Here is a 24,920-nt window from a genome sequence, read left to right on the forward strand (position 1 = left end):
CCCAAGCAGAATGACCAATGCGTAGACGTAAATTACCAATCGCGTCATTCACCACCTTTTCTTTATCAGCACCGAAGAAAATAATGTCGCCATCTTTAGCGCCAGTACGTTTTAAGATGCCCTCAATTGCTGCATCATGCAAATTCTTGACGATCGGAGATTGCAAACCATTGCGACCTTCAGCAACCGAGTTCACCTTAATCCAGGCCAAACCTTTGGCACCATAGATGCTAACGAACTGAGTGTAGTCATCAATCTCACTCCGACTAATCTCAGCACCACCAGGGACACATAAGCCGACTACACGGCCGCCCTCTTGGTTTGCAGCGCCTGAGAAGACCTTGAAATCGACATCTTTCATCAAATCAGTCAACTCCGTGAACTCAAAGCTCACCCGCAGATCTGGCTTGTCGGATCCAAAGCGTGCCATACCCTCTGAATAAGGCATAGTTGGGAATGGATTGGGTAATTCAACATTCATCGTCTTCTTGAAAATATGACGAATCATGTTTTCAAAGAGCTCTCGAATCTCTAGCTCGCTTAAGAAAGCTGTTTCACAGTCAATCTGCGTAAATTCAGGCTGGCGATCTGCGCGCAAATCTTCATCGCGAAAGCATTTAGTAATTTGGTAGTAACGATCAAAGCCAGCTACCATCAACAGCTGTTTAAATAACTGTGGAGATTGTGGCAATGCAAAGAATTGGCCATCATGCATACGGGAGGGGACCAAGTAATCACGGGCACCTTCTGGCGTACTCTTGGTCAACATCGGAGTTTCGATATCAATAAAACCAGCCTCATCTAAATAGCGGCGGCACTCCATTGCAACGTTGTAACGCAAACGTAAGTTCTTCTGCATTTGAGGGCGGCGTAAATCTAATACTCGATGAGTTAAACGTGTTGTCTCAGATAAATTCTCATCATCAATCTGAAATGGTGGAGTTACAGAAGCATTCAAGATCACAAGGTTGTAACAAAGGATTTCTACTTTTCCGCTAGCTAGATCATTATTTTCAGTTCCAGCAGGACGTGCGCGCACAAGTCCTTTAATCTGAATGCAGAACTCGCTTCGCACTTGCTCGGCCAAAGTAAACATCTCAGGACGATCCGGGTCGCATACTATCTGGACAAAACCTTCACGGTCACGCAAATCAATAAAGATCACGCCTCCATGGTCACGGCGGCGATTCACCCATCCGGCAAGGGTTACTTCTTTACCAATCAGTGAATCGGTTACCTGTCCACAGGTATGGCTTCGCATCGACATAACAATTTCCTATAAATCAAAGATGGCGTGGTGACTGGGGTGCAGGCAATCCACTAGAACTATTGGGAGGTACAGAGCCCATTGAAACGATATGTTTCAATGCTTCTTCTACGCTCATCTCCAGTTCAATCGTTTGAGCACGCGGCACAATCATGAAAAAACCAGAGGTAGGATTTGGAGTAGTAGGCAAGAATACGTTTACATAATCCTCACCCAATTTAGCAGTCACTTCTCGTGCAGGAGCGCCTGTTTGAAAAGCGATTACCCAAGAATCGGCATGAGGGTAACGGATCAATAAGGCCTTACTAAAGGCTTGACCGCTTCCAGAAAATAAAGTGGATGAAACCTGCTGAACACTGGAATAAATTGAACGCACAATCGGAATACGATTGACAAACTTATCCCAAATCTTTAACCACCATTGACCAGCAAAACTAATCGCCAGTAATCCGGTGAACATAATGACTGCAATCACAATCAATATTCCAACGCCTGGAAGCTCACGGAAATGCTGAAAATCTAATGCGGTATCACTTGGAAGAACCACGATAATGGCATGCATCACCGAGCCATATACGCTGTCTAGCAAACCTAAGCCCCACCCAATCACCCAAACGGTGATTGCTAGCGGTGCCCAAACCAGGATGCCTGCGATAAAGTATTTTTTCATGTGTTCTGCCTAGCCCGCTATTTTAGCGGTTTAGAGCCCAATCAGCCAAAGACTAGTAAATACCTAGGCTGATAATCAAAATTCCAGCTAAAAAACCACCAGCAAAGAGCAAGGCGCCCGCCACGAGACGATGAGTTCGCCTTTCTTCGAGTAAAAGCGCTTTTAGGGCCTCTAGCTCGCCATTTTGATCTTTTGTCTGATCGCGACCTTGCACTAGGGCATCAGCAATCAAACGGGGCAAAGTTGGCAGAATCTTGGCCCAAGAAGGTGCCTCCGTTTTTAAGCCCTCAATTAAGCCACGCCAACCCAATTGCTTACTGATCCATTTTTCTAAGATAGGCTTAGCGGTTTTCCATAGATCCAGGTCGGGGTCTAATTGGCGCGCCAGACCTTCGACATTTAAGAGCGTTTTTTGTAAGAGCGTTAACTGCGGTTGAATTTCTATCTTAAAGCGGCGCGATGTTTGAAATAAACGCAACAAAACTAAGCCAAGAGAAATCTCTTTGAGCGGGCGGTCAAAGTAAGGTTCGCACACTGAACGTACTGCACCTTCTAATTCTTCAACCCGAGTATCGGCAGGTACCCAACCTGATTCGACATGCAGCTCTGCAACCCGACGGTAATCACGATTAAAGAAAGCCAAGAAATTCAGCGCTAAATAATTTTTATCGGATTCGCTCAGCGCACCAACAATGCCAAAGTCTAAAGAAATAAAGCGGCCGAATGTTTCTGGCTCAAGGCTAATCATGATGTTTCCAGGATGCATATCTGCGTGGAAAAATCCATGCTCAAACACTTGAGTGAAAAATATCTCAACACCATCCGCAGCTAACTTTTTGAAATCGACTCCAGCCGCTCCTAGCTCTGCAATTCTTCCAATAGAGATGCCATACATCCTCTCCATCACAATCACATTGGTATGGCATAGATCCCAATACATCTCTGGAATCATTAACTGCTGTGAATCTTCAAAATTTCTGCGTAGCTGACTTGAATTGGAAGCTTCGCGCATTAAATCCAATTCATCATGGAGATAAGTATCAAACTCAGCAACATTCTCACGAGGCTTTAATCGACGCCCGTCTTCAGAGCTTTTTTCGATAACCTTCGCTAAGTCATACATCAAGGCGATATCGCCCTCAATCACCGGCAGAATGCCAGGTCGCAAGACTTTAATAGCAACCGCTTTACGATCCCATTCTGGATGTTTTTCAGTGGCACGCAAAATTCCAAAATGGACTTGTGCAACAGAGGCACTCGCTACAGGTGTCGCATCAAAACTAATAAAGACTTCCTCGATCGGCTGACCTAATGCTTTTTCAATTAAGCGGCGTGACTCTTCATTAGAAAATGGCGGAACTTGGTCCTGTAGCTTTGCTAACTCGTCAGCAATATCTTCTGGCAATAAATCTCGACGCGTTGAAAGCACTTGTCCAAACTTCACAAAGATTGGGCCAAGAGCTTCTAGCGTCAAACGAATACGCTCTCCCCTAGGCAAGCCTACACCAGGTGAAGTCCAACAGACAACGGTGAGGGCGCCTTTACTAATTCCTGGCTTGAGAATATCGCGCAAAAGCGGCAATAAGCCATAACGCCAAGCAGTAAAGAAAATAAAACAAAGACGAGCAATTCGACGCACGATTTATCTAGCCTTTTGCTCTAAGTGTTGAATACGCTTCTCGATTCTATCCACAGATTCGCGTAACTCATTTATTACGGATTTATGAGCTATAAAGTCTCGTTTGTTCAAAAGCACTTTTCTTTCTTCACTGACATACTCAACGACATTGTCCAGCAAATCGGAAGCGGCGGAACGAGATGCTGAGACAAACTTTTTACCTTGTCTCACAGCAAAGTTTGCCGGCGCATCACCAACTAAACGAGCCAAATCTTCTTCATACTCCCAACGAAGCTGACCGGCTAAGCGGCCTATTAATTGAGCTAAGTCTGCATCACCAGTAAGCTTCACAGCTTTAAAAGCTTGCTCACGCAAGCTACCTGAACTTGCTGCTAAATCGCCCAATGCTTTACTTGAAACTTCTAAAGTCAAAGAGGGGCTATCAGCCTCTTTTAAAACGCCTAAGTAGCCAGTAGGCGCAATCTCAAATCCAAGCTCACCCAAAGGCAATTGAAGCAAAATCGTTTTGCCAGTATGTTTAGCCAATTCTGCTGATGCCCAAGGCTCACTCCCTAATACATGGTTGATTCCGCGGCAAGCAGCCCCAGCAGCAATGGTATGGGTAGAGGATAAATGCGTATTCATAAGTGTAAAAAACCCGCACTAGTGCGGGTTTTCCAATGGAAAGTACCTAGAGCTTAAACTAACTGCGAGATACCCGCTAGTACCCAGCCTCCTGGGCCCTCTACTGGCTTACTTAAATTCCAGATTTCAGAGAAGTCGCTTGCCGGAGCGCCTACTTGCTCACGAATCATGCCGCTGAACTGAATACTACAGAAATAATGCGCATCTACAGTCTCAATACCAATGAGCTGGGCATTAATGGTAACTACATCAGTTTGATTGGTAGTATCGGTCCGACCTGCTAGATCCTGTTGAATTGTGGCGAACATATCCGGTGTCGTAAATTCACGCAAGGCAACAAGATCGCCCTGATCCCAAGCTTTTTGCAAAGTAGAAAAGTACTGCTTTGCGTTCTCCAAAAAACTCCGCTCATCAAAACCGGGTGGTAATGTTGATTGAAATGCCGGAGCCTCAGCGCTCACGCCACCAAAGGCATTTGCAGCTGGCGTAAAAGCGGGCTCATGTCTAGGGGCTTGCTCAATACTAGTTCTCTGTAGACCACCCGCTGGAGCATTAGCAGCGCTACCTGCACCAGAAAAGGATGGGAGCAATCTACGAATCACAAACATGATGGCAAAGCCTGCCAACACAGCAATTAAGAGTCCAGTAATCATGGAGGATGCACCCTCCCCTAAACCGAAATGAGATAAAAGATAGCCAATACCTAAACCGGCAGCTAAGCCACCTAAGAGACCGCCCATACCACCAAAGCGGCTAGGTGCTTGAGGAGCTGGAGCAGGAGCGGCTGGCTGAGCTTGCTGTGCAGGCTTTTGTGCTGGAGCAGCCTGCTTTTGCATTGGTGCGCTTGGCGCTTTTCCAACGCTCTTGCCATTACCCAAACGGGCAGCATCAACATGGCCAACAGTTGCAAATACCAAAGTAAGACTTAGTAGAACTGCTTTGAAAAAATGCTTATTCATCTTTATGACTCCCTCTAATAACTTCTGAATTACTTTAATTTATAAGCGCTTAAAAGCTATATAACTGTCAGTATTTAACACCAATATGTAAGGCAACGATACCCCCAGTCATCCTATGGGTTTCTACTTCATCAAAACCCACACCCAGCATCATTTCTTTGAGGGTTTGCGCATCGGGGTGCATCCGGATAGATTCTGCCAAATAGCGATAGCTTTCTGAATCTTGCGCAATCTTATCGCCCAACCAAGGCAAGACCTTGAAAGAATAGGTGTCATATGCAGGCTGCAAAAATGCATCGGGCTTAGAGAACTCCAACACCAGAACTCGTCCACCCGGCTTAATCACCCGACACATTTCACCTAATGCCACTTCTTTATGGGTCATATTGCGCAAACCAAACGCTACGGTGACAACATCAAAATGATTATTTGGAAACGGAATCTTTTCAGCATCAAACTGTACGCAAGGTAAGGCCATGCCGCGGTCTAATAAGCGATCACGCCCCACACCCAACATCGACGCATTAATGTCACTTAACCAAACTTGAGCGTCAGGATTAATACCCCAATCTGCTGCCTTGGCAAATGCTGCTGCAAGATCGCCAGTACCTCCAGCGATATCTAAAACCTTTTGTCCTGACCGAACATTTGCACGCGCAATCGTGATTTTTTTCCAAACACGATGCAAACCAAATGACATTAAGTCATTCATCACATCATATTTGTTTGCTACTGAATGAAATACCTCGGCAACCTTGCCGGCTTTTTCAGCCTCATCAACGCTTTGATAACCAAAATGAGTTTTACTCATTAGTGACTTCCACAAGAATGGCCAGCGACATTCATAGGCGCATCACGATCAAGGCCTGCGGCCGCCAATTTATCTAAATGCTCTTTCCATAACTGTTCTTGATTCTCACAGAGGTACTGCAAGTAATCCCAAGAATAGAGGCCTGAATCATGGCCATCAGAAAAGCTAGGCTTTAGTGCGTAATGTCCAACTGGCTCAAGGTTAGCAATCAAAACATCGCGCTTACCAGTTTGCAAAGTCTCCTGTCCTGGTCCGTGACCCTGAACTTCTGCTGAAGGTGACAGTACCCTCAAAAACTCAAAAGGAAGACGATAGATATTGCCATTTTCATAAGAGAGCTCAAGCACCTTAGATTGCTGATGTACCACGATATTATTCGGAATCATTAAACGAGAACCCTTTCAATACCACCCTGATTTGCTTTAGCAACATAATCTTGCATCCAATTTTCACCAAGTAATTTATTGGCCATCTCCACCACAATGTAATCAGCAGTGGTATCGCTATCTGAATCGAAACGGCTTAAGCCCTGCAAACAAGATGGGCAGCTTGTCAATACTTTGACATCGCCAGCAGGGCTGTCCTTACGTAATTCATTCGCAGCTTTTTTCATCTCAATTTCCTTACGGAAGCGAACCTGGGTCGAGATGTCTGGCCTTGTAACGGCCAAGGTTCCAGACTCGCCGCAGCAACGATCATTCTTCAAAATCGATTTACCATCCTCTAATTGAATCAACTCATTTACGGTCTTCAAGGGATCCTGTAACTTCATTGGAGAATGGCAAGGATCGTGATACATATACTTCACTCCGGTGACTCCAGATAGCTTGACGCCTTTTTCTGCCAAGTACTCATGAATATCAATGATGCGACAACCTGGGAAGATCTGTTCGAACTGATAACCGGCTAACTGGTCATAACAAGTTCCGCAGGAGACCACGACGGTCTTGATGTCTAAGTAATTCAGAGTATTGGCAACCCGATGAAATAAGACACGGTTATCCGTAATCATCTTGTCAGCTTTATCAAAATCACCATTACCACGCTGTGGATAGCCGCAACATAAATAACCTGGCGGCAATACTGTTTGTACACCAACATTCCACAGCATTGCTTGCGTTGCTAGGCCCACTTGCGAGAAGAGGCGCTCAGATCCACAGCCCGGGAAGTAAAACACAGCTTCGGTATCAGCAGAAGTCGTCTTTGGGTCGCGAATAATTGGTACATAGTTTGCATCTTCGATATCTAATAAAGCACGGGCAGTTTTTTTAGGCAGATTACCTGGCATCTTCTTATTGACAAAGAAAATAACCTGCTCTTTTATGCTCGGCTTTCCTACAGTTGCAGGTGGATGTACGGTTTGCTTCTTGGCAAACTTGCGAAAAATATCGTTACCTAAACGCTGCAACTGATAACCCCAGCCAATCATGGTCTTGCGAGCCAAATTAATCGTTTCTGGACTAGTAGCATTCAAGAAGAACATCGATGCCGCTGTACCAGGATTAAAGCGCTGCTGACCCATCTTACGTAAGAGGTTGCGCATATTCATTGAGACATCACCAAAGTCAATATTGACTGGACAAGGTGTCAGACACTTATGGCAAACAGTACAGTGTGCTGCCACATCATCAAACATTTCCCAATGGCGAATGGAAACACCACGACGGGTTTGCTCTTCATACAAAAAGGCTTCTATTAATAATGAAGTAGCCAAAATTTTGTCGCGTGGGCTGTACAGTAAATTAGCGCGTGGAACGTGAGTAGCGCAGACAGGCTTGCACTTACCGCAGCGCAGGCAATCCTTCACGCTATCAGCAATCGCTCCGATATCACTTTGCTGCATGATGATGGACTCATGTCCCATTAAACCAAAGCTCGGCGTATAGGCCATACTCAGATCCGCATGCGGCATCAGCTTACCCTTATTAAACCTGCCTTCAGGGTCAACACGATTCTTATAACTCCGAAAATCTTTTAATTCCGCTTCAGTTAAATACTCAAGCTTAGTAATGCCAATCCCGTGCTCACCAGAAATCACGCCATCTAAAGATCGAGCCAATTTCATAATGCGATCGACTGAGTGGTGTGCATCTTGCAACATCTCATAGTCATCCGAGTTCACTGGAATATTGGTGTGTACATTGCCGTCACCAGCATGCATGTGCAAAGCCACGAATACCCGTTTGCGCAAAATAGTTTTATGAATTGCCTCAAGCTTAGCCAGAATAGGTTCAAATGCTAGGCCGCCAAAAATAATACGCAGTTCAGAGCGGACTTCTTCTTTCCATGAGGCGCGCAAACTGTAATTTTGTAGTTGCGGGAAATAGGTATCCATCTGCGTCAGCCAATCAGCCCAGCGACTACGTACCTTGGTAATAAGGTCTAGAGCCTGCTGAACACGATCTCCCAAGATTTCTGCTGTTGGTATCTCGTATTCTTGATCGCTCTTACCTAATGGCAAAGTGCTCTTTTTCAAAAATAATTCAAGACCATCAAGCACTTGCAATTTGTTCTTTAGGGACAATTCGATATTGATACGATCAATGCCATCGGTGTACTCGCCCATCCGCGGCAATGGAATCACAACGTCTTCATTGATCTTAAATGCATTGGTATGGCGAGCAATCGCTGCTGTACGAGCGCGATCTAACCAAAACTTTTTACGAGCCTCTGCACTGACTGCAACAAAGCCTTCACCAACACGCAAGTTCGCCATCCGCACTACTTCGCTAGTAGCTGCCGCTACCTCTGCTTCATTATCGCCAGCAATATCTCCAATTAAGACCATCTTGGGCAAGCTATTGCGCTTAGATTTTGTGGAGTAACCAACCGCCTTTAAGTAGCGATCATCCAAATGCTCAAGGCCAGCCAAAATGGGTCCGCCCTGTTTACTTAAGTCATCTAAGTAAGCTTTAATTTCTACAATACTCGGAATAGCCTCGCGTGCCTGTCCAAAGAACTCGAGGCAAACCGTCCGCATGAACGCGGGCATGCGATGCAAGATCCAAGTTGCGCTGGTAATTAATCCGTCGCAACCTTCTTTTTGAATGCCAGGTAAGCCAGATAAAAATTTATCTGTTACGTCTTTACCCAAGCCTTCTTTTCGGAAACGCTTGCCTTCAACTTCTAATAATTCGGTTTTCAAAATCCGTTGGCCAGGCTCACTATTGCCATCAGACCATGTCAGCTGAAAGCGGACAGTGGCAACATCATGAATCTTGCCAAGGTTATGTTCAAGACGCTCCACATCCAACCAATTACCTTGTGGATCAACCATGCGCCAGCTTGCAAGATTATCTAAAGCAGTTCCCCAAAGAACTGCTTTTTTTCCGCCAGCATTCATCGCGATATTGCCACCAATACAGCTTGCATCTGCAGAAGTAGGATCTACTGCAAATACAAGTCCGGCCCGTTCTGCAGCATCAGATACACGACGGGTTACAACTCCTGCGCCAGTAAAAATAGTGGGCACATCATGATCAAGACCAGGCAAACGCTTACTCTTTACAATATCTATTTGCTCAAGCTTCTCAGTATTAATCACCGCAGACATCGCATATAGAGGAATAGCGCCGCCGGTATAGCCAGTGCCGCCTCCCCGAGGAATGATCGTGAGACCTAATTCAACACAGGCTCTAACTAAGCCCGGAATTTCAGACTCGTAATCAGGCTTCAGAACAACTAATGGGTACTCCACCCGCCAGTCAGTTGCATCTGTCACATGTGCAGCACGTGATATACCATCAAAACAAATATTGTCACTAGCAGTGTGGCGTCCTAATTCTTTATTGGCACGCTTACGAATTTGCTCAACTTCTTTAAAACCGTTTTCAAAACTTTCAATCGCGCCATAAGCAGCACTTAATAAAATTTCTACTTGATCAGCTGAGTCACCACTATTCCGTTTTTTTACTTCGCCCAGACGATGCCATAAAGCATCGATCAATTGTTTGCGTCGATCAGGGCTATCTAATAAATCATCCTGCAAGAATGGATTGCGTTGAACTACCCAAATATCACCCAAGATTTCAAACAACATCCGTGCAGAGCGGCCAGTTCGTCGGACGCCACGCAAATCATTCAGAACGCGCCATGACTCCTCGCCCAACAAGCGAATAACAATCTCTCGATCAGAAAAGGAGGTGTAGTTATAGGGAATTTCACGAAGACGGGGGGAATCCGCCTCAGCGTCCAACAACCGGTTCAAAGCTAGTGGGGCATTCATAGCGACATATTTGGTAAATAAGCATTTTAATTGAGCGAACCTGATAGTGGCAGGAAAAGGTGAAAGTCGCTCCCTGAAGAGATAAAACCTTGCAAATCTAAGGGCTTAGGAGCCATCCGTGGTACGCTCATTGGATGGCAACGAACTATTTAAAGAAAATTTTATCGGCTCGCGTCTATGACGTAGCCAGAGAAACTGAGCTACAGCTCGCGCCTGAGCTCACCAAACGTTTGGGCAATCAGGTTCTCTTAAAAAGAGAGGATAACCAACCAGTTTTCTCATTCAAACTCCGTGGTGCCTATAACAAGATGGCTCATTTATCCCCGGAAGCCATAAAACGCGGGGTAATTGCCGCTTCCGCAGGAAACCATGCCCAAGGGGTGGCTCTCTCAGCAGCCAAAATGAAATGTAAAGCCGTCATCGTGATGCCGGTAACTACGCCTAGCCTAAAAATTGATGCAGTGAGGGCCAGGGGCGGCTCTTGGGTAGAAATCATCCTGCATGGTGAGTCTTATAGTGATGCCTTCAAGCACTCAGAACTCTTGGGCAAAAAACGGGGTCTGACTTTTGTCCACCCATTTGATGACCCTGATGTCATTGCCGGTCAAGGAACAATCGCGCAAGAAATTTTTTCACAACACCAAGAACCAATCGATGCAATTTTTGTTGCCATCGGTGGTGGTGGCTTAATTTCTGGTATCGGCGAATACACCAAAGCAGTTAGCCCAAAGACTAAAGTCATTGGTGTACAAGCTTCCGACTCCGATGCTATGAATCAATCTCTCAAAGCAGGCAAACGTATCGAAATGAAAGATGTTGGTCTTTTTTCAGATGGTACTGCGGTGAAATTGGTTGGCAAAGAAACTTTCCGTATTTGTAAAAAGGTGGTTGACGAAATCGTCACTGTTGATACTGATGAAATCTGCGCAGCCATTAACGATGTCTTTACTGATACCCGTAGCATCCTTGAGCCTGCTGGCGCACTAGCAATTGCAGGCATGAAGAAGTATGTTCAGAAAAAGCGTATTCAGAAGAAAACGCTTGTGGCAGTTGCCTGTGGCGCCAATATGAACTTTAGTCGTCTACGCTTTGTAGCAGAACGCGCAGATGTTGGTGAGTTTCGTGAAGCAGTATTTGCTGTGACTATTCCTGAAGAGCGAGGATCGTTTAAGCGTTTCTGCCAATTACTCGGCAAGCGTAACGTGACAGAATTTAACTATCGTATTGGCGATCAAAGCGAAGCGCATATTTTTGTTGGTGTCAGCACTCAAAAAGCGGGCGACAGCGAGGCAATTGCAAAACACTTCCGTAAAGCGAAGTTTGCAACGATTGACTTAACGCATGATGAGCTGGCGAAGTCTCATCTACGTCATATGGTGGGTGGTCACTCTGTACTTGCTAAAGATGAATTACTCTACCGCTTTGAGTTTCCAGAACGTCCGGGGGCTCTAATGAAATTCTTAACCAGCATGGCACCGAACTGGAATATTAGCTTGTTCCATTACCGTAACCATGGTGCGGACTACGGCCGCATTCTAGTAGGTATACAGGTCCCCAAGAATGAGCAAAAGAAATTCCAAGTATTTTTAGAGAAATTAGCCTATCCGCATTGGGATGAAAGCAATAACCCTGCTTATCGTCTTTTCCTGAAATGAAACTGAATACGTAAGATGTCATATACGCTCACCGGAAAACTTGTCGTTGCGATTTCTTCGCGCGCCCTGTTTGATTTTGAAGAAGAGAATCGCATCTTCGAATCGGCCGATGACAGCGCCTACATGAAGTTACAACTTGAGCGCCTAAGTGAGGCAGCTCAAAAAGGTGTGGCATTTCCCTTGGTCAAAAAACTTCTTGCCTTTAATGACGAGGGTATGCAACGCGTTGAGGTGGTGATCCTCTCCCGCAATGATCCAGTCAGCGGCTTAAGAGTATTCCGCTCTGCAGAACACCATGGCTTACATCTTGAACGTGGTGTATTTACAAGAGGTCGTCCTCCATATCACTACCTACGCTCATTGCACGCTAATCTTTTCTTATCTGCAAATGAAGATGATGTGCGAGCCACCATTGATGCAGGCTTCCCAGCAGCACGCGTCTATCCAGAATCAAGCAAAACAGCAGAATCACATCCAAATGAGATTCGTATTGCATTTGACGGAGATGCAGTACTTTTTTCAGATGAGGCAGAGCAGGTTTTCCAGAAAAAAGGTCTTGAGGCTTTTGTAGATCATGAAAGCAAGAAGGTCGATATTCCACTGCCGCCAGGGCCCTTCAAACCCTTACTGGAAGCACTTCATAGTCTGCAACGCTCCACTAGCGAAAACGGTATGAGGATTCGTACTGCCTTGGTTACTGCACGCTCCGCTCCTGCACATGAACGTGCCATTCGGACTCTGATGGCATGGGGCATTGATGTAGATGAAGCAATGTTCCTCGGTGGTTTATCAAAGAGTGAGTTCTTAAGAGAATTCGAGCCAGACTTCTTCTTCGATGATCAAACTGGTCATTGCCAATCAGCAGCATCTGTTGCGCCTACTGGCCATGTGGTATCAGGCGTATCGAACAAACCTAAGAAGTAAGCAAATATATTAATGGCAACAATATCTCTTGGACAAGCAACGCAATATCCAGATCAATATGATCCGAGCTTGCTCTTTCCGATTCCTAGAATTGAGAACCGCAAAAAACTAGGCCTTCAAGAAGGTCGAGTATTGCCTTTCGTTGGTGTTGATATTTGGAATGCTTTTGAACTCAGCTGGCTCAATAAAAAAGGTAAGCCTCAAATAGCATTAGCAGAGTTTCAAATTCCTGCAGACTCCCCTAATATGGTTGAGTCTAAGTCCTTCAAGCTTTATCTCAATAGCCTAAATAGTGCTCGCTTCGAAGATGAGAATGAAGTCAAAGAAAGGCTCACCACTGATTTATCAGCAATCGCTGGCAGTAAGATCACAACCCGCATCAACCCAACTGAAGTAATTGCTAAAAAAGGTATGCAAGAAATGGGAGGCATCCTAATGGATCGCCTGGATATTGAAATAGATCCGAATCTCCCTGCAGACCCAAGCCTGCTTGGAGTCAATGAATCATTTGGGCCAATTGAACAGTGCTTAGTTTCCCATTTACTGAAATCGAACTGTCCCGTAACAGGGCAGCCAGACTGGGCTAGCGTGCAGATTCGTTATCAAGGGCGCCCAATTCTTGAGGAAGGTTTATTACGCTACCTCATTGGCTTCAGACAATTAGGAGAGTTTCATGAGCACTGTGTTGAAACGATCTTCACCGACATCAAGCGCCAGTGCAAACCGGAAAAACTCTCTGTCTATGCGCGCTACACAAGACGGGGTGGACTCGATATCAATCCATTTAGAACGGATCACAACTCACCGTGGCCTGAAAATATTCGGCACGCACGCCAATAAAATAGGAGTAGGTAAATAAAAACCCCTTCTAGGAATTCCTAGAAGGGGTTTTTGCTATTACGGTTTTACTATTTAAAACGGAATATCGTCATCCATTGCACCGAGTGATGCGGCATTAGATGATGCTGGAGCAGACTGCTCAGCCGGCTTTGAACGAGCATAGCTCTCGCCACCATCACCACTTCCACTTACTGGCTTACCACCAAGCATTTGCATTGTTTCTGCAACGATCTCAGTAGAATACTTTTCTTGCCCACTGGCATCCGTCCATTTACGTGTTCGTAAACGGCCTTCACAATAAACTTGGGAACCTTTTTTGAGGTATTGACCGGCGATTTCTGCGAGCTTACCAAAGAACGCAACACGATGCCATTCTGTGGTTTCTTTCATTTCACCAGTTTGCTTATCTTTGTAGCGATCAGATGTTGCTACTGAAATGTTTGTAACGGCATCGCCGCTTGGCATGTAACGTGTTTCTGGATCGCGCCCTACGTTACCTACGATGATGACTTTATTTACCGAAGCCATGTTGTCTCCCGAAGAAAAATACTGCTGTTATTGCTGCTCGAAATGTACTGCTCGTTTTAATTTAATCAATAGTGCTACGGCTATGTCTTTAGGGCTACATCCTTTGAGTCTGTTGCTCTCGCCGGCATTTCACCCATCGACCAAGCGATTATAAGCCAGCAAACTAAGAGGACTGTGCCGGCTGCAAAGACCGATAAATCACCATGGCTATCCATCAACCAACCCCCTAATAAGGCACCAGAAAAGAGACCAATGGATTGGGTTGTGTTGTAAACCCCTAAAGCCGTTCCCTTCGACTCTTTTGCATAACGCGTCACTAATGAAGGTTGTAAAGCCTCTAGTAAGTTAAAGCCTACGAAATAAATCAGTAATGCGACTGTGATTAGCGTCACAGTTGAGGCTTGAGTAAAGATAATTTCGGCAATAATCAGAAGAATGATGGCGATTAATAAGACAAGTCGTATGCGCTGTTTTTTCTCGCCATAAATTAAAAGTGGCACCATAAAGACAAAAGAAAGCAGCACGACTGAGAGATAAATTTGCCAATGTGAAGCTAGCGGAAATCCAGCCTGCTCTAATAAGCGCGGTACTACTAAAAACATTGCCACTTGAGTGGCGTTTAATACAAATACTCCAATATTGAGACGCATCAGCTCTGGCCGTAGAAACACCACTTTGAGTGAATCTTGTTGCACAGGAACTTGAGGTTTGTTATCTGGTAATACAAAATAGGTCACAACCATTGCTATCACGCCTAAGATTGCGAGCACCACAAACATTCCGCTCAAAGTAATCATGCGGTACAGAGGAGCAGCAACAACCAAGGAAATAGCAAAAGATAGAGAAATGCTGGCACCAACCAAAGCCATGGCTTGACTACGTACTTGTTCCCGGGTTAGATCGGCAACCCAAGCAGAAACAGCCGCAGAAATGGCTCCAGCACCCATAACGCCTCTACCAATCGAGATCCACAGCAAATCATCTTTAGAGGCGCAAATTAAGGCTCCAGCAACAAATAAGGATAGGCCCCATAAAACGACTGTTTTTCTACCAATTCGGTCGGAAAGTCTGCCTAAAGGTATATGGAAGCAGGCCTGAACAATATTGAAAATTCCCAAGGCCAGCCCTATCAAGAAGGCTTGATCGCCTCCGGGCAAGTCTTTGGCATGAATGCTAAAGACGGGCAAAAGCAAGAAAAGGCCCAGCATACGCAGGCCAAAGATGCCTGCCAAGGCTAGAGAGGAGCGAAGTTCAGAAGGATTCATGGGAAAGAGCTATATTAACAAGTTACGCTAAAAAATAATGACTAACGAAATCAAGATCCGCGGTGCCCGCACCCATAACCTCAAAAATATCAATCTAGACATCCCTAGAGAGAAATTAGTCGTCCTCACTGGATTGTCAGGCTCCGGCAAAAGCTCATTAGCTTTCGATACTCTCTATGCAGAAGGCCAGCGTCGCTATGTCGAATCGCTCTCTGCCTACGCGCGGCAGTTTTTGCAGCTCATGGAAAAGCCAGATGTCGACACCATAGAAGGTTTATCACCTGCAATTTCGATTGAACAAAAAGCAACTAGCCATAACCCACGCTCAACTGTGGGAACTGTTACTGAAATTCATGATTACCTACGTCTGCTGTTCGCACGAGCAGGTACACCCCATTGCCCCGACCATGATCTTCCATTAGAAGCGCAAAGTGTTTCGCAAATGGTAGACACCGTACTGTCGATGCCAGAAGATACAAAGTTAATGATTCTGGCGCCGGTTGTCAGCGAACGCAAAGGCGAGTTTGTAGATCTCTTTCAAGACCTGCAGGCTCAAGGCTTTGTGCGCTTTCGAGTGCGCTCTGGTGGTGGCACGGCCAATGCCGCAAAAGCAGCAATCTTTGAAGTAGATCAATTACCCACGCTGAAAAAAAACGATAAGCACTCCATTGAGGTAGTAGTGGATCGCATTAAAGTGCGCCCTGATATTCAGCAGCGTCTTGCGGAATCTTTTGAGACAGCTCTGCGACTAGCAGATGGCAAAGCCATGATTGTCGATATGGATAGTGGTAAAGAAATGATTTTCTCAAGCAAGTTTGCTTGCCCAGTTTGCTCATACTCCCTTCAAGAACTGGAGCCACGCCTCTTCTCATTTAATAATCCAATGGGTGCTTGCCCATCATGTGATGGCCTTGGTCATCAATCCTTTTTTGATCCAAAACGGATCGTTGCCCATCCAGATTTATCCCTGGCTTCTGGTGCGATCAAAGGCTGGGACCGTCGCAATCAGTTTTACTTCAAGTTACTGCAGACCTTGGCTAAGCACGGTGGCTTTGATGTGGAGAAGCCTTTTGAAACACTCTCTAAGAAACAGCAAGACCTCATCCTGCTGGGCTCAGGCGATGTGACTATTCCTTTTGAGTACATCAACGAGCGTGGAAAAAACACGACGCGAGAGCACGCCTTTGAAGGCATCATTGCCAACTTTGAGCGTCGCTATCGTGAAACAGACTCCATGACTGTGCGTGAAGAGTTATCGCGCTATCAAAATGTACAAACTTGTCCAGTATGTAATGGCACCCGCTTACGTAAGGAAGCGCGTTTTGTCAAAGTCGGCGAGAAAAAACAATCACGCGCTATTTATGAGATCAGCGCATTACCACTTAAAGAAGCAAAAGAGTATTTCGAAGCTCTAGAACTCAAAGGGGCTAAACGAGAAATTGCTGACAAGATTGTTAAAGAGCTTAGTGCACGCCTACGCTTCTTAAATGATGTAGGACTTGACTATCTTTCTCTTGAACGTAGCGCGGACACCCTTTCTGGCGGTGAAGCGCAGCGTATTCGCCTTGCAAGCCAGATTGGCTCTGGCTTAACCGGAGTCATGTACGTTCTAGATGAACCATCTATTGGACTACATCAACGTGATAACGATCGTTTGATTGGCACACTCAAGCACTTACGCGATCTTGGTAATAGCGTCTTAGTCGTTGAGCATGATGAGGATATGATTCGGGCGTCTGACTGGGTCATCGACATTGGTCCTGGTGCCGGCGTGCATGGTGGCGAGATTGTGGCTCAAGGCACTCCTGCTGAAGTTGAAGCAAATCTGAATTCTTTAACTGGTGCCTATCTTTCTGGTCGCGAAGCCATTGCAGTTCCAGAAAAACGCATTCCAGTTAATGATCGATTCTTAGAAATTCTCGGCGCACGTGGCAATAACTTGCAATCTGTGCACGCCAAAATTCCTGTAGGGCTACTGACTTGTGTTACTGGTGTTTCAGGGTCTGGTAAATCCACATTGATTAATGACACCTTGCATCATGCGGTGGCACAGCACCTTTATGGCTCTAACGCAGAACCAGCAGCACACGATTCAATGAAGGGCTTAGAACATTTTGACAAAGTCATTAGCGTAGATCAGTCACCGATTGGCAGAACACCGCGCTCTAACCCAGCAACCTATACAGGGCTATTTACACCGATTAGAGAACTTTTTGCAGGTGTTCCAGCGTCACGTGAGCGTGGCTATGAAGCTGGCCGCTTCTCTTTTAACGTTAAGGGTGGTCGCTGTGACTCTTGTGAAGGGGATGGTGTACTGAAAGTAGAAATGCACTTTTTGCCAGACGTGTATGTGCCTTGTGATGTTTGTCATGGCAAGCGTTACAACCGCGAAACTTTGGACATTCGCTACAAGGGTAAGAACATTCATGAAGTTCTGTCGATGACCATCGAACAAGCACATGAATTCTTTGAGGCTGTTCCGATTGTTAAACGTAAACTCAAAACTCTGCTTGATGTTGGCTTAGGTTATGTCAAGCTTGGGCAGAGTGCTACCACCCTATCTGGCGGTGAGGCACAACGTGTCAAGCTTTCACTTGAGCTCTCTAAACGCGATACCGGTAGAACCCTATATATCCTGGATGAACCGACTACTGGTTTACATTTCCATGATATCCAGCTATTGCTTACAGTAATTCAGACATTGAAAAAGCAAGGCAACACTATCGTCATCATTGAGCACAACTTAGATGTGATCAAGACTGCCGACTGGATTATTGATTTAGGACCTAAGGGTGGTGCTGGTGGTGGGCAAATTATCGCTACCGGAACACCAGAAGATGTGGCTAAAAATGCAGCCAGCTTTACTGGTCATTATTTAGCGCCATTACTAACGCGCAAGTCTGTTGCAGCTAAAAAGAAAAAATAATATCGGCTGAAGAAGTGATTGATATCAGAGTAATTTAGCTTCAGCCAAATCAGTCGCTTCTGAATTGCCTGAGATCACTAAAATATCATTCGCCTCAAGCTTCAGTTCGGGAGCAAGTGTAAGCTGCACATAATCAGCGCTTGCTGTTTTTCGACGGACAGCCTGAACACTGACTCCCTCATTTTCAAGATCAAGCGCGCCAAGGGTTTTACCAACAGCTTGGGAGTGCGGTAATAGCGTAATCGCATGCAAACGCCAAGACTCGTTTGACCCAAAGTCATCATCTGCAGAGCCCCGGAAATAACCCCTCAATAAGCTATAGCGCTCTTCACGAGCAGTAGTAATTCGTCTGACCACCTTGCGCATCGGTACGCCCATGATCAGTAAGACATGAGAAGCAATCATGAGGCTGCCCTCAATGAGCTCCGGAATGACTTCAGTAGCACCAGCGGCCTGTAATTTTGCAATATCAGCATCATCCCTAGTGCGAACCAATATCGTCATGCCTGGACGCAAGTGCTCTACTTGTCTTAGGACGCGTATGCTTGCCGCAGTATCTGCATAGGTAATGACTACCGCTTTTGCTCGAGAGAGGCCGGCAGCAATCAAATAGTTCTCACGACTAGCATCGCCATAAACAACGTTATCACCAGCAGCAGCCGCTTCTTTAACACGATCAGGATCCAAATCCAAAGCAATGTAAGGAATCTTTTCTTGATCTAGCATCCTTGCCAAGCTTTGACCTGAGCGACCAAAACCACAAATCACAACATGGTTTTCATTGCGCACACTCTTTGCTGCTACCCGGGTCAAAGCGAGTGATTGCAATAGCCATTCATTACTAGAGAAGCGCATTGCAATAAGATCGCTATATTCAATTAAGAAAGGCGCACAGAACATCGAGATCAGCATTGCTGCTAACACTGCCTGACTCAAAGTGGGATCAATTAAATCTAAGCCATCAATTTGAGTTAGCAAAACAAAACCAAATTCGCCTGCCTGAGCCAGACATAAGCCGGTTCGAATGGAGATCCCAGTGCTAGAACCAAATGCCTTAGAGAGTAAAGCAATGAGGCCGAATTTGAATACCAGCGGGCCTATTAGCAAGGCCAAAACTAAGATCCATTGCTCTCGAATGACATTGAAATCGAGCAGCATGCCAATCGTAATAAAGAAAAGTCCAAGCAAGACATCGCGGAAAGGTTTGATGTCTTCCTCAACTTGGTGGCGATAGGGTGTCTCGGCAATCAACATGCCCGCCAAAAATGCGCCGAGCGCTAAAGACAAACCGAAGTGCTCAGTCAAGCCCGCCATGCCCAAAACAATTAATAAAAGATTGAGCATGAATAATTCTTGAGAGCGCAACTTGGCAACCAACTTGAACCAGCGGCTCATCAGTGTTTGACCGATAAAGAAAATCAACACTAATGCAATCATGATCTTGACTGATGCAGCAGTAAGTGCAACAAATAAGTCTGTAGGATTTTTTCCAAGCGATGGCAGTAAGATCAACAAGAAGACGACTGCTAAATCTTGAAATAGCAAAATACCAATCACATTACGACCGTGCTCTGTCTCTAACTCAGCCCGATCAGAAATCAATTTAATTACGATGGCAGTCGAAGACATTGCTAAAGCGCCGCCCAAAGCAATTGCCGCATGCCAAGAGATGGGATAAATCCAGTTCATCAGCAAACTAGCTGGAACTGCCAAAAGTATGGTCAAAATTACCTGGCTAGCGCCAAGACCAAATACGATCTTGCGCATTGCCCTCAGCTTATTGAGGTTAAATTCCAGGCCGATTGAAAACATCAAGAAAACAACCCCAAATTCAGCCAAATACTTTACCGTGGCAGAGTCGCTTGCTAGACCAAGGGCATTAGGGCCAATCAGGACACCAATGGCTAAATAGCCCAAAATAGGGGGTAAGCCAAAATAGCGGAAAATAACCACTCCGGCCACACCAGAGGCCAAGAGAATGAGAGTTAATTGAAGGGCTGACGGCATATACTTACCCGATGATAGCTAAGACTCGAGAACGAACCCTAAAGCTTGCACGCGATACCCTCACTATTGAGGCTGCCGCACTGCAAACGATGCGCGACCGCCTTGAAGGGCCTAATGCTGATGCCCTTGTGCTGGCGGTTGAACTACTCCATGGCTGCAAAGGCAGAATTGTGGTGTCTGGCATCGGTAAATCTGGTCACATTGCACGCAAAATTGCTGCCACCTTTGCCTCTACTGGTTCCCCTGCTTTCTTTGTTCACCCAGCTGAGGCCAGTCATGGTGACTTAGGAATGGTAACTCGGGATGATGTTTTTGTAGCACTCTCAAATTCTGGTGAGACCGATGAACTACTAACCATTGTTCCCATCATCAAGCGTACTGGGGCAAAACTGATTGCATTAACTGGTGCACCGAATTCATCTCTTGCAAAACTGGCTGATGCACACATAGACACTAGCGTTGAAAAAGAAGCTTGTCCACTCAATCTTGCACCAACCACGAGCACTACCGCAGCATTAGCAATGGGAGATGCCTTAGCAGTTGCCTTGTTAGATGCAAGAGGATTTGAAGCGGAGGATTTCATCCGCTCGCATCCAGGTGGCAGACTTGGTCGTAAACAACTTATGCATGTCAGCGAAGTGATGCGCAGCTTTGATGGCACACCAAAAATTTCCGTTGAAGCTTCATTACAAGATGCTTTGCTAGAGATGACCTCTAAGCGGATGGGTATGGTTGTTGTCTTAGATCAAGACAACAAAGTATTTGGCATTTTGACTGATGGCGATCTACGCCGCCTGTTAGAAAAGAAAACTAATCTTGATGGCATCACCTTAAAAAGTGCCACCACACCTGGGCCCCGCACCATTCCACCTGAGCTTCTTGCAGAAGAGGCAATTGAGATGATGGAGAAACATCGCATTAATCATTTGGTTGTCAGCAATAGCAATGGGCAACTATTAGGCGCACTCAATCTGCATGATTTGTTTGCAGCAAAAGTTATTTAATCTTTCATCTAATTTAATTACGATGCCGAGCGCTTTTACTCCACACAATACGAATCCTCTAGCTCAATACCCACAAGCCTGGGAGCGTGCTAGCAGAGTCAAGCTCTTGGTTCTAGATGTCGATGGTGTCTTAACCAATGGGCAAGTATGGATGGGTGCCGATGGCAAAGAGTCTCTGAAAGCGTTTGATATTCAGGATGGCCTGGGCATTAAATTACTAGAGCAATGCGGAATACCAACTGCCATCATCACCGGCAGAAATTCAAAAATGGTCTTAGCGCGCTGCGAAGAATTAGGCATTAAACACCTCCACATGGGCGTAGAAAACAAAGCCATTGCCTTGGCCCAGGTGATCAAAACCTTAGATCTTTCTCTCTCAGACTGTGCTGTCATGGGTGATGACTGGCCGGATTTACAAATGATGAAAAATGCTGGCTTTAGGATTTGTCCTGCTCAAGCTCATGAAGCAGTGAAAGAATCTGCCCATTTCGTAACGATTCATCACGGTGGAGATAGGGCTGTACGAGAAGCATGCGATCTGATTCTGAAGGCGCAAAACCACTACGATGAATTACTGAATAAAGCGCGTAACTAGGTAATGCAATTCAATTCCCAAAAAATCAAACTCGGTATTGGACGTGCTTTATTACGTTTGATGCCATTGATTTTGATGGGGACGTTAACACTCGTAACTTTTTGGCTGGTACAAAAAGTTACCCCTCCTGAAAAATCTTCGCTGGAGCGTGTCAGACTTCATGAGCCTGATTACATCATCAATAATGGCGCTCTATCTGCACTAAATGAATTTGGTAACACCAAGTACCGAATCTTAGGCAAGAAAGTAATCCATTATGACGATGATGCCTCGATTGATATTTTGACGCCTCGCATGCGCTTCTTTCTGGCTGGTAAGGCTCCAGTGACCGTGAAATCTGACACTGGACACCTTGATGGCGAGCTCACCATTTTGGATCTGATTGATAACGCATCTATTTTTCGACCTGCCCAAACAGCAACTGCCTCGCAGGCTGCAACGCTGAGAATGCTTGCATCCTCCACCTATTTCAAAGTACTCATTAATGATGACATTATTGAGACCAATAGGCCCATTACGCTTGAGCAAGGCATGTCAATCATGCACTCTACCGAAGGTGGAAAATTTAATAACGTTGAACAAAGTATAGCGCTATTAGGGCAAGTGAAAGGACGCATTGAGCGAGCGCCAAGAGGTAATCAGTAAATGATCAATCAATTGCACTCCTCGCTCCACTCGATTACTTTTATTCTAGTAGCTAGCTTAGGTGTGGCCGGTTTTTCCCATGCAGAAAAAGCAGATCGAGATAAGCCAATCATTCTTGTGGCAGAAAAAGTTTCTGTAAACGATGTTAAACAAATTTATGATCTCAAGGGTCAAGTGTTACTGATTAAAGGAAGCATCATCGTTACTGGTGAAGATGGTCATATTCAAGTAGATCCTGAAGGTTATGAGTTTATTGACGTTGAGGGGACACCAGATACTACGGCTAGCTTTAGACAACGTCGCGAAGGGCCTGCGGATGAATTCATGCAAGGCTTAGCGACTCAGGTTGTCTACAATGGTAAAACTGAAGTTCTCACATTAACTGGTGATGCTAAGCTCAAGCGCCTACTCAATATGGAAATGCTAGACCAATTGCGCGGCTGGAAAATTGAATATGATGATGTAAAGCAGTACTATCGAGTTACCCCCCCTAAAGACGCAAAGCCAGACGATCTCCCTCTGGCTAGAGCAATTCTTTCACCAAGACGAAAAGCCACCTTAGAGAAATGACAACGGATTTAGCTCAAACCAATAGCCCAGCAACTCTGAGTGCGCACCATTTACAAAAACGTTATGGCTCTAGGACGGTAGTTCGAGATGTTTCTATCGAAGTGAAATGTGGCGAAGTGGTTGGCTTACTTGGACCCAATGGTGCCGGTAAAACAACCTCGTTTTATATGATTGTTGGTTTAGTTCCACTTGACGCAGGCAGTATTGTTTTGGATGGTGCCGACATCACCCGCCTACCCATCCATCAGCGCGCTCGCATGGGTTTGTCTTATCTTCCTCAAGAAGCCTCTATTTTCAGAAAACTCAATGTTGCCGAGAATATTCAGGCCGTACTAGAACTTCAGGCGCAAGGTGGCAAGGCTCTGACTAAAGCCGAAATTGCCGACCGCCTCGATGAGCTCTTGGGTGAGCTGCAAATTGGCCATCTACGCAATAACCCCGCTCTATCCCTATCTGGTGGTGAGCGTCGTCGAGTGGAGATTGCTAGAGCTTTAGCCTCCCAGCCCAAATTCATCTTGCTAGATGAGCCATTTGCCGGCGTTGACCCTATTGCCGTTGGGGAAATTCAGCGCATCGTGCGTTTCTTAAGAGACCGCCAGATTGGCGTTCTCATCACAGACCATAATGTTCGGGAAACCCTGGGTATATGTGATCACGCCTACATCATTAGCGAGGGCAGCGTGCTGGCAGAAGGCGAGCCAGACCAAATTATCCAAAATGATGCCGTCCGTAGAGTCTACTTGGGTGAAAACTTTAGGATGTAAGCTAGGCGGCCTTCTGGGCCATTTAACTAATAAAGATGGTTTTCCCTCTTGGTTTTCAGCAAATTCGCTGATACGCTGGAGGTTCATGAAGTTCCCTTCCAAAAATACCGTTCAAACGATTTCAGGGGCTTGCTGCGCACCCCAGGCATGAGCATGCGCACGCGTATATAGGAGATGCTGATGAATTTGAAAATTAATAGCCGCCATCTGGAAGTAACCCCAGCCATGCGTGCCCACCTAGAAGCTGGAATGGCCAAAATTCGTAAGCACTTTGACCATGTCATTGATGCATCTGCCTTTCTGGTAGTTGATAACGCCAAAGAAAAGGAACTTCGTCAGAGCGCTGAAATTACCATTCACCTGAAAGGCAAGGAATTATTTGCCGAGGCACACAATGCCGACCTTTACCATGCGATGGATGCCGTGGTCGATAAGTTAGAACGCCAGGTTGTAAAACACAAAGAAAAGATCCAGGATCACCACCACGATAAGCGATTTGAGTGATATCAACAGTCAGGACACCTATAATCAATTCCCATGAATGCCCTGACCAATCTTTTCACCCCTGACTGCATTGCATTAAATCACCCTGCCACTAGCAGAGCCGATGCATTTGCAGCAGCCGGGGACCTCTTCTTTAAAAAAGTAGGTATTAATGCAGCTTCCGTCGTAGAGTTTTTGAACGCACGTGAAGATTTAGGATCCACCGCACTTGGTGCTGGTGTTGCAATTCCTCATGGACGCGTTAAAGGCCTTAAGCAACCAAGCGCCGCTTTTATAAAACTCAAAAGTCCGATTGAGTTCGCTGCACCTGATGGTGAGCCTGTATCCATTCTAATTTTTTTATTGGTTCCTGAAAAAGCTACTCAACAACATTTAGAAATTCTGTCTTCTATTGCACAACTACTATCTGATGCGGACAATCGTCAATTTCTATCGTCTGCCAACGATCCAGTTAAGGTATGCGAATTATTACAAGAGTGGGATGTAACAAAATGACAC

Annotated in this window: 22 protein-coding genes; 11 read left to right on the plus strand and 11 right to left on the minus strand. The window is 45.6% G+C overall.

Features of this window, described 5'->3' with window-relative positions; all coding sequences use genetic code 11:
* The 8 genes from aspS to ICN31_RS08030 form a co-directional block, all read right to left on the minus strand.
* A partial coding sequence (aspS, locus tag ICN31_RS07995; RefSeq protein WP_216260283.1) for an aspartate--tRNA ligase occupies positions 1–1,267 on the minus strand: 1,267 nt, incomplete at its 3' end.
* A gap of 16 nt (positions 1,268–1,283) precedes the next feature.
* The gene (locus tag ICN31_RS08000; RefSeq protein WP_216260285.1) at positions 1,284–1,937 is read right to left on the minus strand and encodes a DUF502 domain-containing protein; all 654 of its coding nucleotides are present in this window, start codon (positions 1,935–1,937) and stop codon (positions 1,284–1,286) included.
* Between the two features lie 52 nt (positions 1,938–1,989).
* Positions 1,990–3,576, minus strand: coding sequence for a ubiquinone biosynthesis regulatory protein kinase UbiB (gene ubiB, locus ICN31_RS08005; RefSeq protein ID WP_370624303.1), 1,587 nt, complete (start codon positions 3,574–3,576; stop codon positions 1,990–1,992).
* 3 nt (positions 3,577–3,579) lie between these two features.
* On the minus strand, positions 3,580–4,200 hold the full coding sequence (locus ICN31_RS08010) for an SCP2 domain-containing protein (protein WP_216260287.1): 621 nt from the start codon (positions 4,198–4,200) through the stop codon (positions 3,580–3,582).
* Between the two features lie 53 nt (positions 4,201–4,253).
* Positions 4,254–5,159 carry a Tim44 domain-containing protein gene (locus ICN31_RS08015; RefSeq protein WP_216260289.1) on the minus strand — a complete coding sequence of 302 codons (906 nt, stop codon included), beginning with the start codon at positions 5,157–5,159 and terminating at the stop codon, positions 4,254–4,256.
* 67 nt (positions 5,160–5,226) lie between these two features.
* A complete protein-coding gene (gene ubiE / locus ICN31_RS08020) occupies positions 5,227–5,970 on the minus strand; it encodes a bifunctional demethylmenaquinone methyltransferase/2-methoxy-6-polyprenyl-1,4-benzoquinol methylase UbiE (RefSeq protein ID WP_216260291.1) in 744 nt (247 codons plus the stop codon).
* Complete coding sequence (locus ICN31_RS08025) at positions 5,970–6,356, minus strand: gamma-butyrobetaine hydroxylase-like domain-containing protein (protein WP_216260293.1); 387 nt, start codon at positions 6,354–6,356, stop codon at positions 5,970–5,972. Before ICN31_RS08025 ends, ubiE begins: the two co-directional genes overlap by 1 nt.
* Complete coding sequence (locus ICN31_RS08030; protein ID WP_216260295.1) at positions 6,356–10,195, minus strand: FAD/FMN-binding oxidoreductase; 3,840 nt, start codon at positions 10,193–10,195, stop codon at positions 6,356–6,358. Before ICN31_RS08030 ends, ICN31_RS08025 begins: the two co-directional genes overlap by 1 nt.
* Positions 10,196–10,329: 134 nt before the next feature.
* Between ICN31_RS08030 and ilvA the strand changes: the two genes are divergently transcribed.
* Genes ilvA through queF form a run of 3 tightly spaced genes read left to right on the plus strand, consistent with a single transcriptional unit; the run spans position 10,330 to position 13,614 of the window.
* Positions 10,330–11,850: a threonine ammonia-lyase, biosynthetic gene (gene ilvA / locus ICN31_RS08035; protein WP_216260296.1), complete on the plus strand. Its 1,521-nt coding sequence runs from the start codon at positions 10,330–10,332 to the stop codon at positions 11,848–11,850.
* 15 nt (positions 11,851–11,865) lie between these two features.
* On the plus strand, positions 11,866–12,774 hold the full coding sequence (locus tag ICN31_RS08040) for a 5'-nucleotidase (protein ID WP_088525399.1): 909 nt from the start codon (positions 11,866–11,868) through the stop codon (positions 12,772–12,774).
* A 12-nt stretch (positions 12,775–12,786) separates the two neighbouring features.
* Positions 12,787–13,614: an NADPH-dependent 7-cyano-7-deazaguanine reductase QueF gene (gene queF, locus ICN31_RS08045; protein ID WP_216260298.1), complete on the plus strand. Its 828-nt coding sequence runs from the start codon at positions 12,787–12,789 to the stop codon at positions 13,612–13,614.
* 72 nt (positions 13,615–13,686) lie between these two features.
* On the opposite strand, the gene ssb is transcribed toward queF, so the two are convergent.
* Positions 13,687–14,142, minus strand: coding sequence for a single-stranded DNA-binding protein (gene ssb / locus ICN31_RS08050; RefSeq protein ID WP_088525401.1), 456 nt, complete (start codon positions 14,140–14,142; stop codon positions 13,687–13,689).
* A gap of 80 nt (positions 14,143–14,222) precedes the next feature.
* Positions 14,223–15,407: an MFS transporter gene (locus ICN31_RS08055; RefSeq protein WP_216260300.1), complete on the minus strand. Its 1,185-nt coding sequence runs from the start codon at positions 15,405–15,407 to the stop codon at positions 14,223–14,225.
* Between the two features lie 37 nt (positions 15,408–15,444).
* On the opposite strand from ICN31_RS08055, the gene uvrA reads away from it, so the two are divergent.
* Positions 15,445–18,333: an excinuclease ABC subunit UvrA gene (gene uvrA, locus ICN31_RS08060; RefSeq protein WP_216260301.1), complete on the plus strand. Its 2,889-nt coding sequence runs from the start codon at positions 15,445–15,447 to the stop codon at positions 18,331–18,333.
* Positions 18,334–18,357: 24 nt separating this feature from the next.
* On the opposite strand, the gene ICN31_RS08065 is transcribed toward uvrA, so the two are convergent.
* A complete protein-coding gene (locus ICN31_RS08065) occupies positions 18,358–20,340 on the minus strand; it encodes a monovalent cation:proton antiporter family protein (protein ID WP_216260303.1) in 1,983 nt (660 codons plus the stop codon).
* A gap of 11 nt (positions 20,341–20,351) precedes the next feature.
* Here ICN31_RS08065 and ICN31_RS08070 point away from each other — a divergent pair, with 11 nt between their 5' ends.
* The 7 genes from ICN31_RS08070 (at position 20,352) to ICN31_RS08100 (ending at position 24,917) form a co-directional block, all read left to right on the plus strand.
* Entirely contained in the window at positions 20,352–21,344 is a 993-nt protein-coding gene (locus ICN31_RS08070) for an SIS domain-containing protein (protein WP_088525405.1), read from the plus strand.
* A gap of 22 nt (positions 21,345–21,366) precedes the next feature.
* The gene (locus ICN31_RS08075; RefSeq protein ID WP_216260306.1) at positions 21,367–21,939 is read left to right on the plus strand and encodes an HAD family hydrolase; all 573 of its coding nucleotides are present in this window, start codon (positions 21,367–21,369) and stop codon (positions 21,937–21,939) included.
* A 3-nt stretch (positions 21,940–21,942) separates the two neighbouring features.
* Positions 21,943–22,584, plus strand: coding sequence for an LPS export ABC transporter periplasmic protein LptC (lptC, locus tag ICN31_RS08080; protein WP_216260308.1), 642 nt, complete (start codon positions 21,943–21,945; stop codon positions 22,582–22,584).
* Positions 22,585–23,154, plus strand: a complete 570-nt coding sequence (lptA, locus tag ICN31_RS08085; RefSeq protein WP_216260310.1) for a lipopolysaccharide transport periplasmic protein LptA — start codon at positions 22,585–22,587, stop codon at positions 23,152–23,154.
* Positions 23,151–23,918: an LPS export ABC transporter ATP-binding protein gene (gene lptB, locus ICN31_RS08090; protein ID WP_216260312.1), complete on the plus strand. Its 768-nt coding sequence runs from the start codon at positions 23,151–23,153 to the stop codon at positions 23,916–23,918. Before lptA ends, lptB begins: the two co-directional genes overlap by 4 nt.
* 180 nt (positions 23,919–24,098) lie before the next feature.
* Positions 24,099–24,422, plus strand: a complete 324-nt coding sequence (hpf, locus tag ICN31_RS08095; RefSeq protein ID WP_216260314.1) for a ribosome hibernation-promoting factor, HPF/YfiA family — start codon at positions 24,099–24,101, stop codon at positions 24,420–24,422.
* Between the two features lie 33 nt (positions 24,423–24,455).
* Entirely contained in the window at positions 24,456–24,917 is a 462-nt protein-coding gene (locus ICN31_RS08100; protein WP_216260316.1) for a PTS sugar transporter subunit IIA, read from the plus strand.
* Positions 24,918–24,920 lie beyond the last annotated feature (3 nt).

It is taken from the genome of Polynucleobacter sp. UB-Piko-W3 (assembly GCF_018881635.1).
In the GTDB taxonomy this organism is placed as follows: domain Bacteria; phylum Pseudomonadota; class Gammaproteobacteria; order Burkholderiales; family Burkholderiaceae; genus Polynucleobacter.

Bases quoted from the DNA above. Each gene is read 5' to 3' on its own strand.
- lptA (WP_216260310.1), top strand. From the start codon at position 22,585: ATGATCAATCAATTGCACTCCTCGCTCCACTCGATTACTTTTATTCTA.
- lptC (WP_216260308.1), top strand. From the start codon at position 21,943: ATGCAATTCAATTCCCAAAAAATCAAACTCGGTATTGGACGTGCTTTA.
- ICN31_RS08010 (WP_216260287.1), bottom strand. From the start codon at position 4,200: ATGAATACGCATTTATCCTCTACCCATACCATTGCTGCTGGGGCTGCT.
- ICN31_RS08075 (WP_216260306.1), top strand. From the start codon at position 21,367: ATGCCGAGCGCTTTTACTCCACACAATACGAATCCTCTAGCTCAATAC.
- ssb (WP_088525401.1), bottom strand. From the start codon at position 14,142: ATGGCTTCGGTAAATAAAGTCATCATCGTAGGTAACGTAGGGCGCGAT.
- queF (WP_216260298.1), top strand. From the start codon at position 12,787: ATGGCAACAATATCTCTTGGACAAGCAACGCAATATCCAGATCAATAT.
- ICN31_RS08070 (WP_088525405.1), top strand. From the start codon at position 20,352: ATGATAGCTAAGACTCGAGAACGAACCCTAAAGCTTGCACGCGATACC.
- ubiE (WP_216260291.1), bottom strand. From the start codon at position 5,970: ATGAGTAAAACTCATTTTGGTTATCAAAGCGTTGATGAGGCTGAAAAA.
- hpf (WP_216260314.1), top strand. From the start codon at position 24,099: ATGAATTTGAAAATTAATAGCCGCCATCTGGAAGTAACCCCAGCCATG.
- ICN31_RS08025 (WP_216260293.1), bottom strand. From the start codon at position 6,356: ATGATTCCGAATAATATCGTGGTACATCAGCAATCTAAGGTGCTTGAG.
- ICN31_RS08000 (WP_216260285.1), bottom strand. From the start codon at position 1,937: ATGAAAAAATACTTTATCGCAGGCATCCTGGTTTGGGCACCGCTAGCA.
- ICN31_RS08040 (WP_088525399.1), top strand. From the start codon at position 11,866: ATGTCATATACGCTCACCGGAAAACTTGTCGTTGCGATTTCTTCGCGC.
- uvrA (WP_216260301.1), top strand. From the start codon at position 15,445: ATGACTAACGAAATCAAGATCCGCGGTGCCCGCACCCATAACCTCAAA.
- ilvA (WP_216260296.1), top strand. From the start codon at position 10,330: ATGGCAACGAACTATTTAAAGAAAATTTTATCGGCTCGCGTCTATGAC.
- ICN31_RS08055 (WP_216260300.1), bottom strand. From the start codon at position 15,407: ATGAATCCTTCTGAACTTCGCTCCTCTCTAGCCTTGGCAGGCATCTTT.
- ICN31_RS08065 (WP_216260303.1), bottom strand. From the start codon at position 20,340: ATGCCGTCAGCCCTTCAATTAACTCTCATTCTCTTGGCCTCTGGTGTG.
- lptB (WP_216260312.1), top strand. From the start codon at position 23,151: ATGACAACGGATTTAGCTCAAACCAATAGCCCAGCAACTCTGAGTGCG.
- ICN31_RS08030 (WP_216260295.1), bottom strand. From the start codon at position 10,195: ATGAATGCCCCACTAGCTTTGAACCGGTTGTTGGACGCTGAGGCGGAT.
- ICN31_RS08015 (WP_216260289.1), bottom strand. From the start codon at position 5,159: ATGAATAAGCATTTTTTCAAAGCAGTTCTACTAAGTCTTACTTTGGTA.
- ICN31_RS08100 (WP_216260316.1), top strand. From the start codon at position 24,456: ATGAATGCCCTGACCAATCTTTTCACCCCTGACTGCATTGCATTAAAT.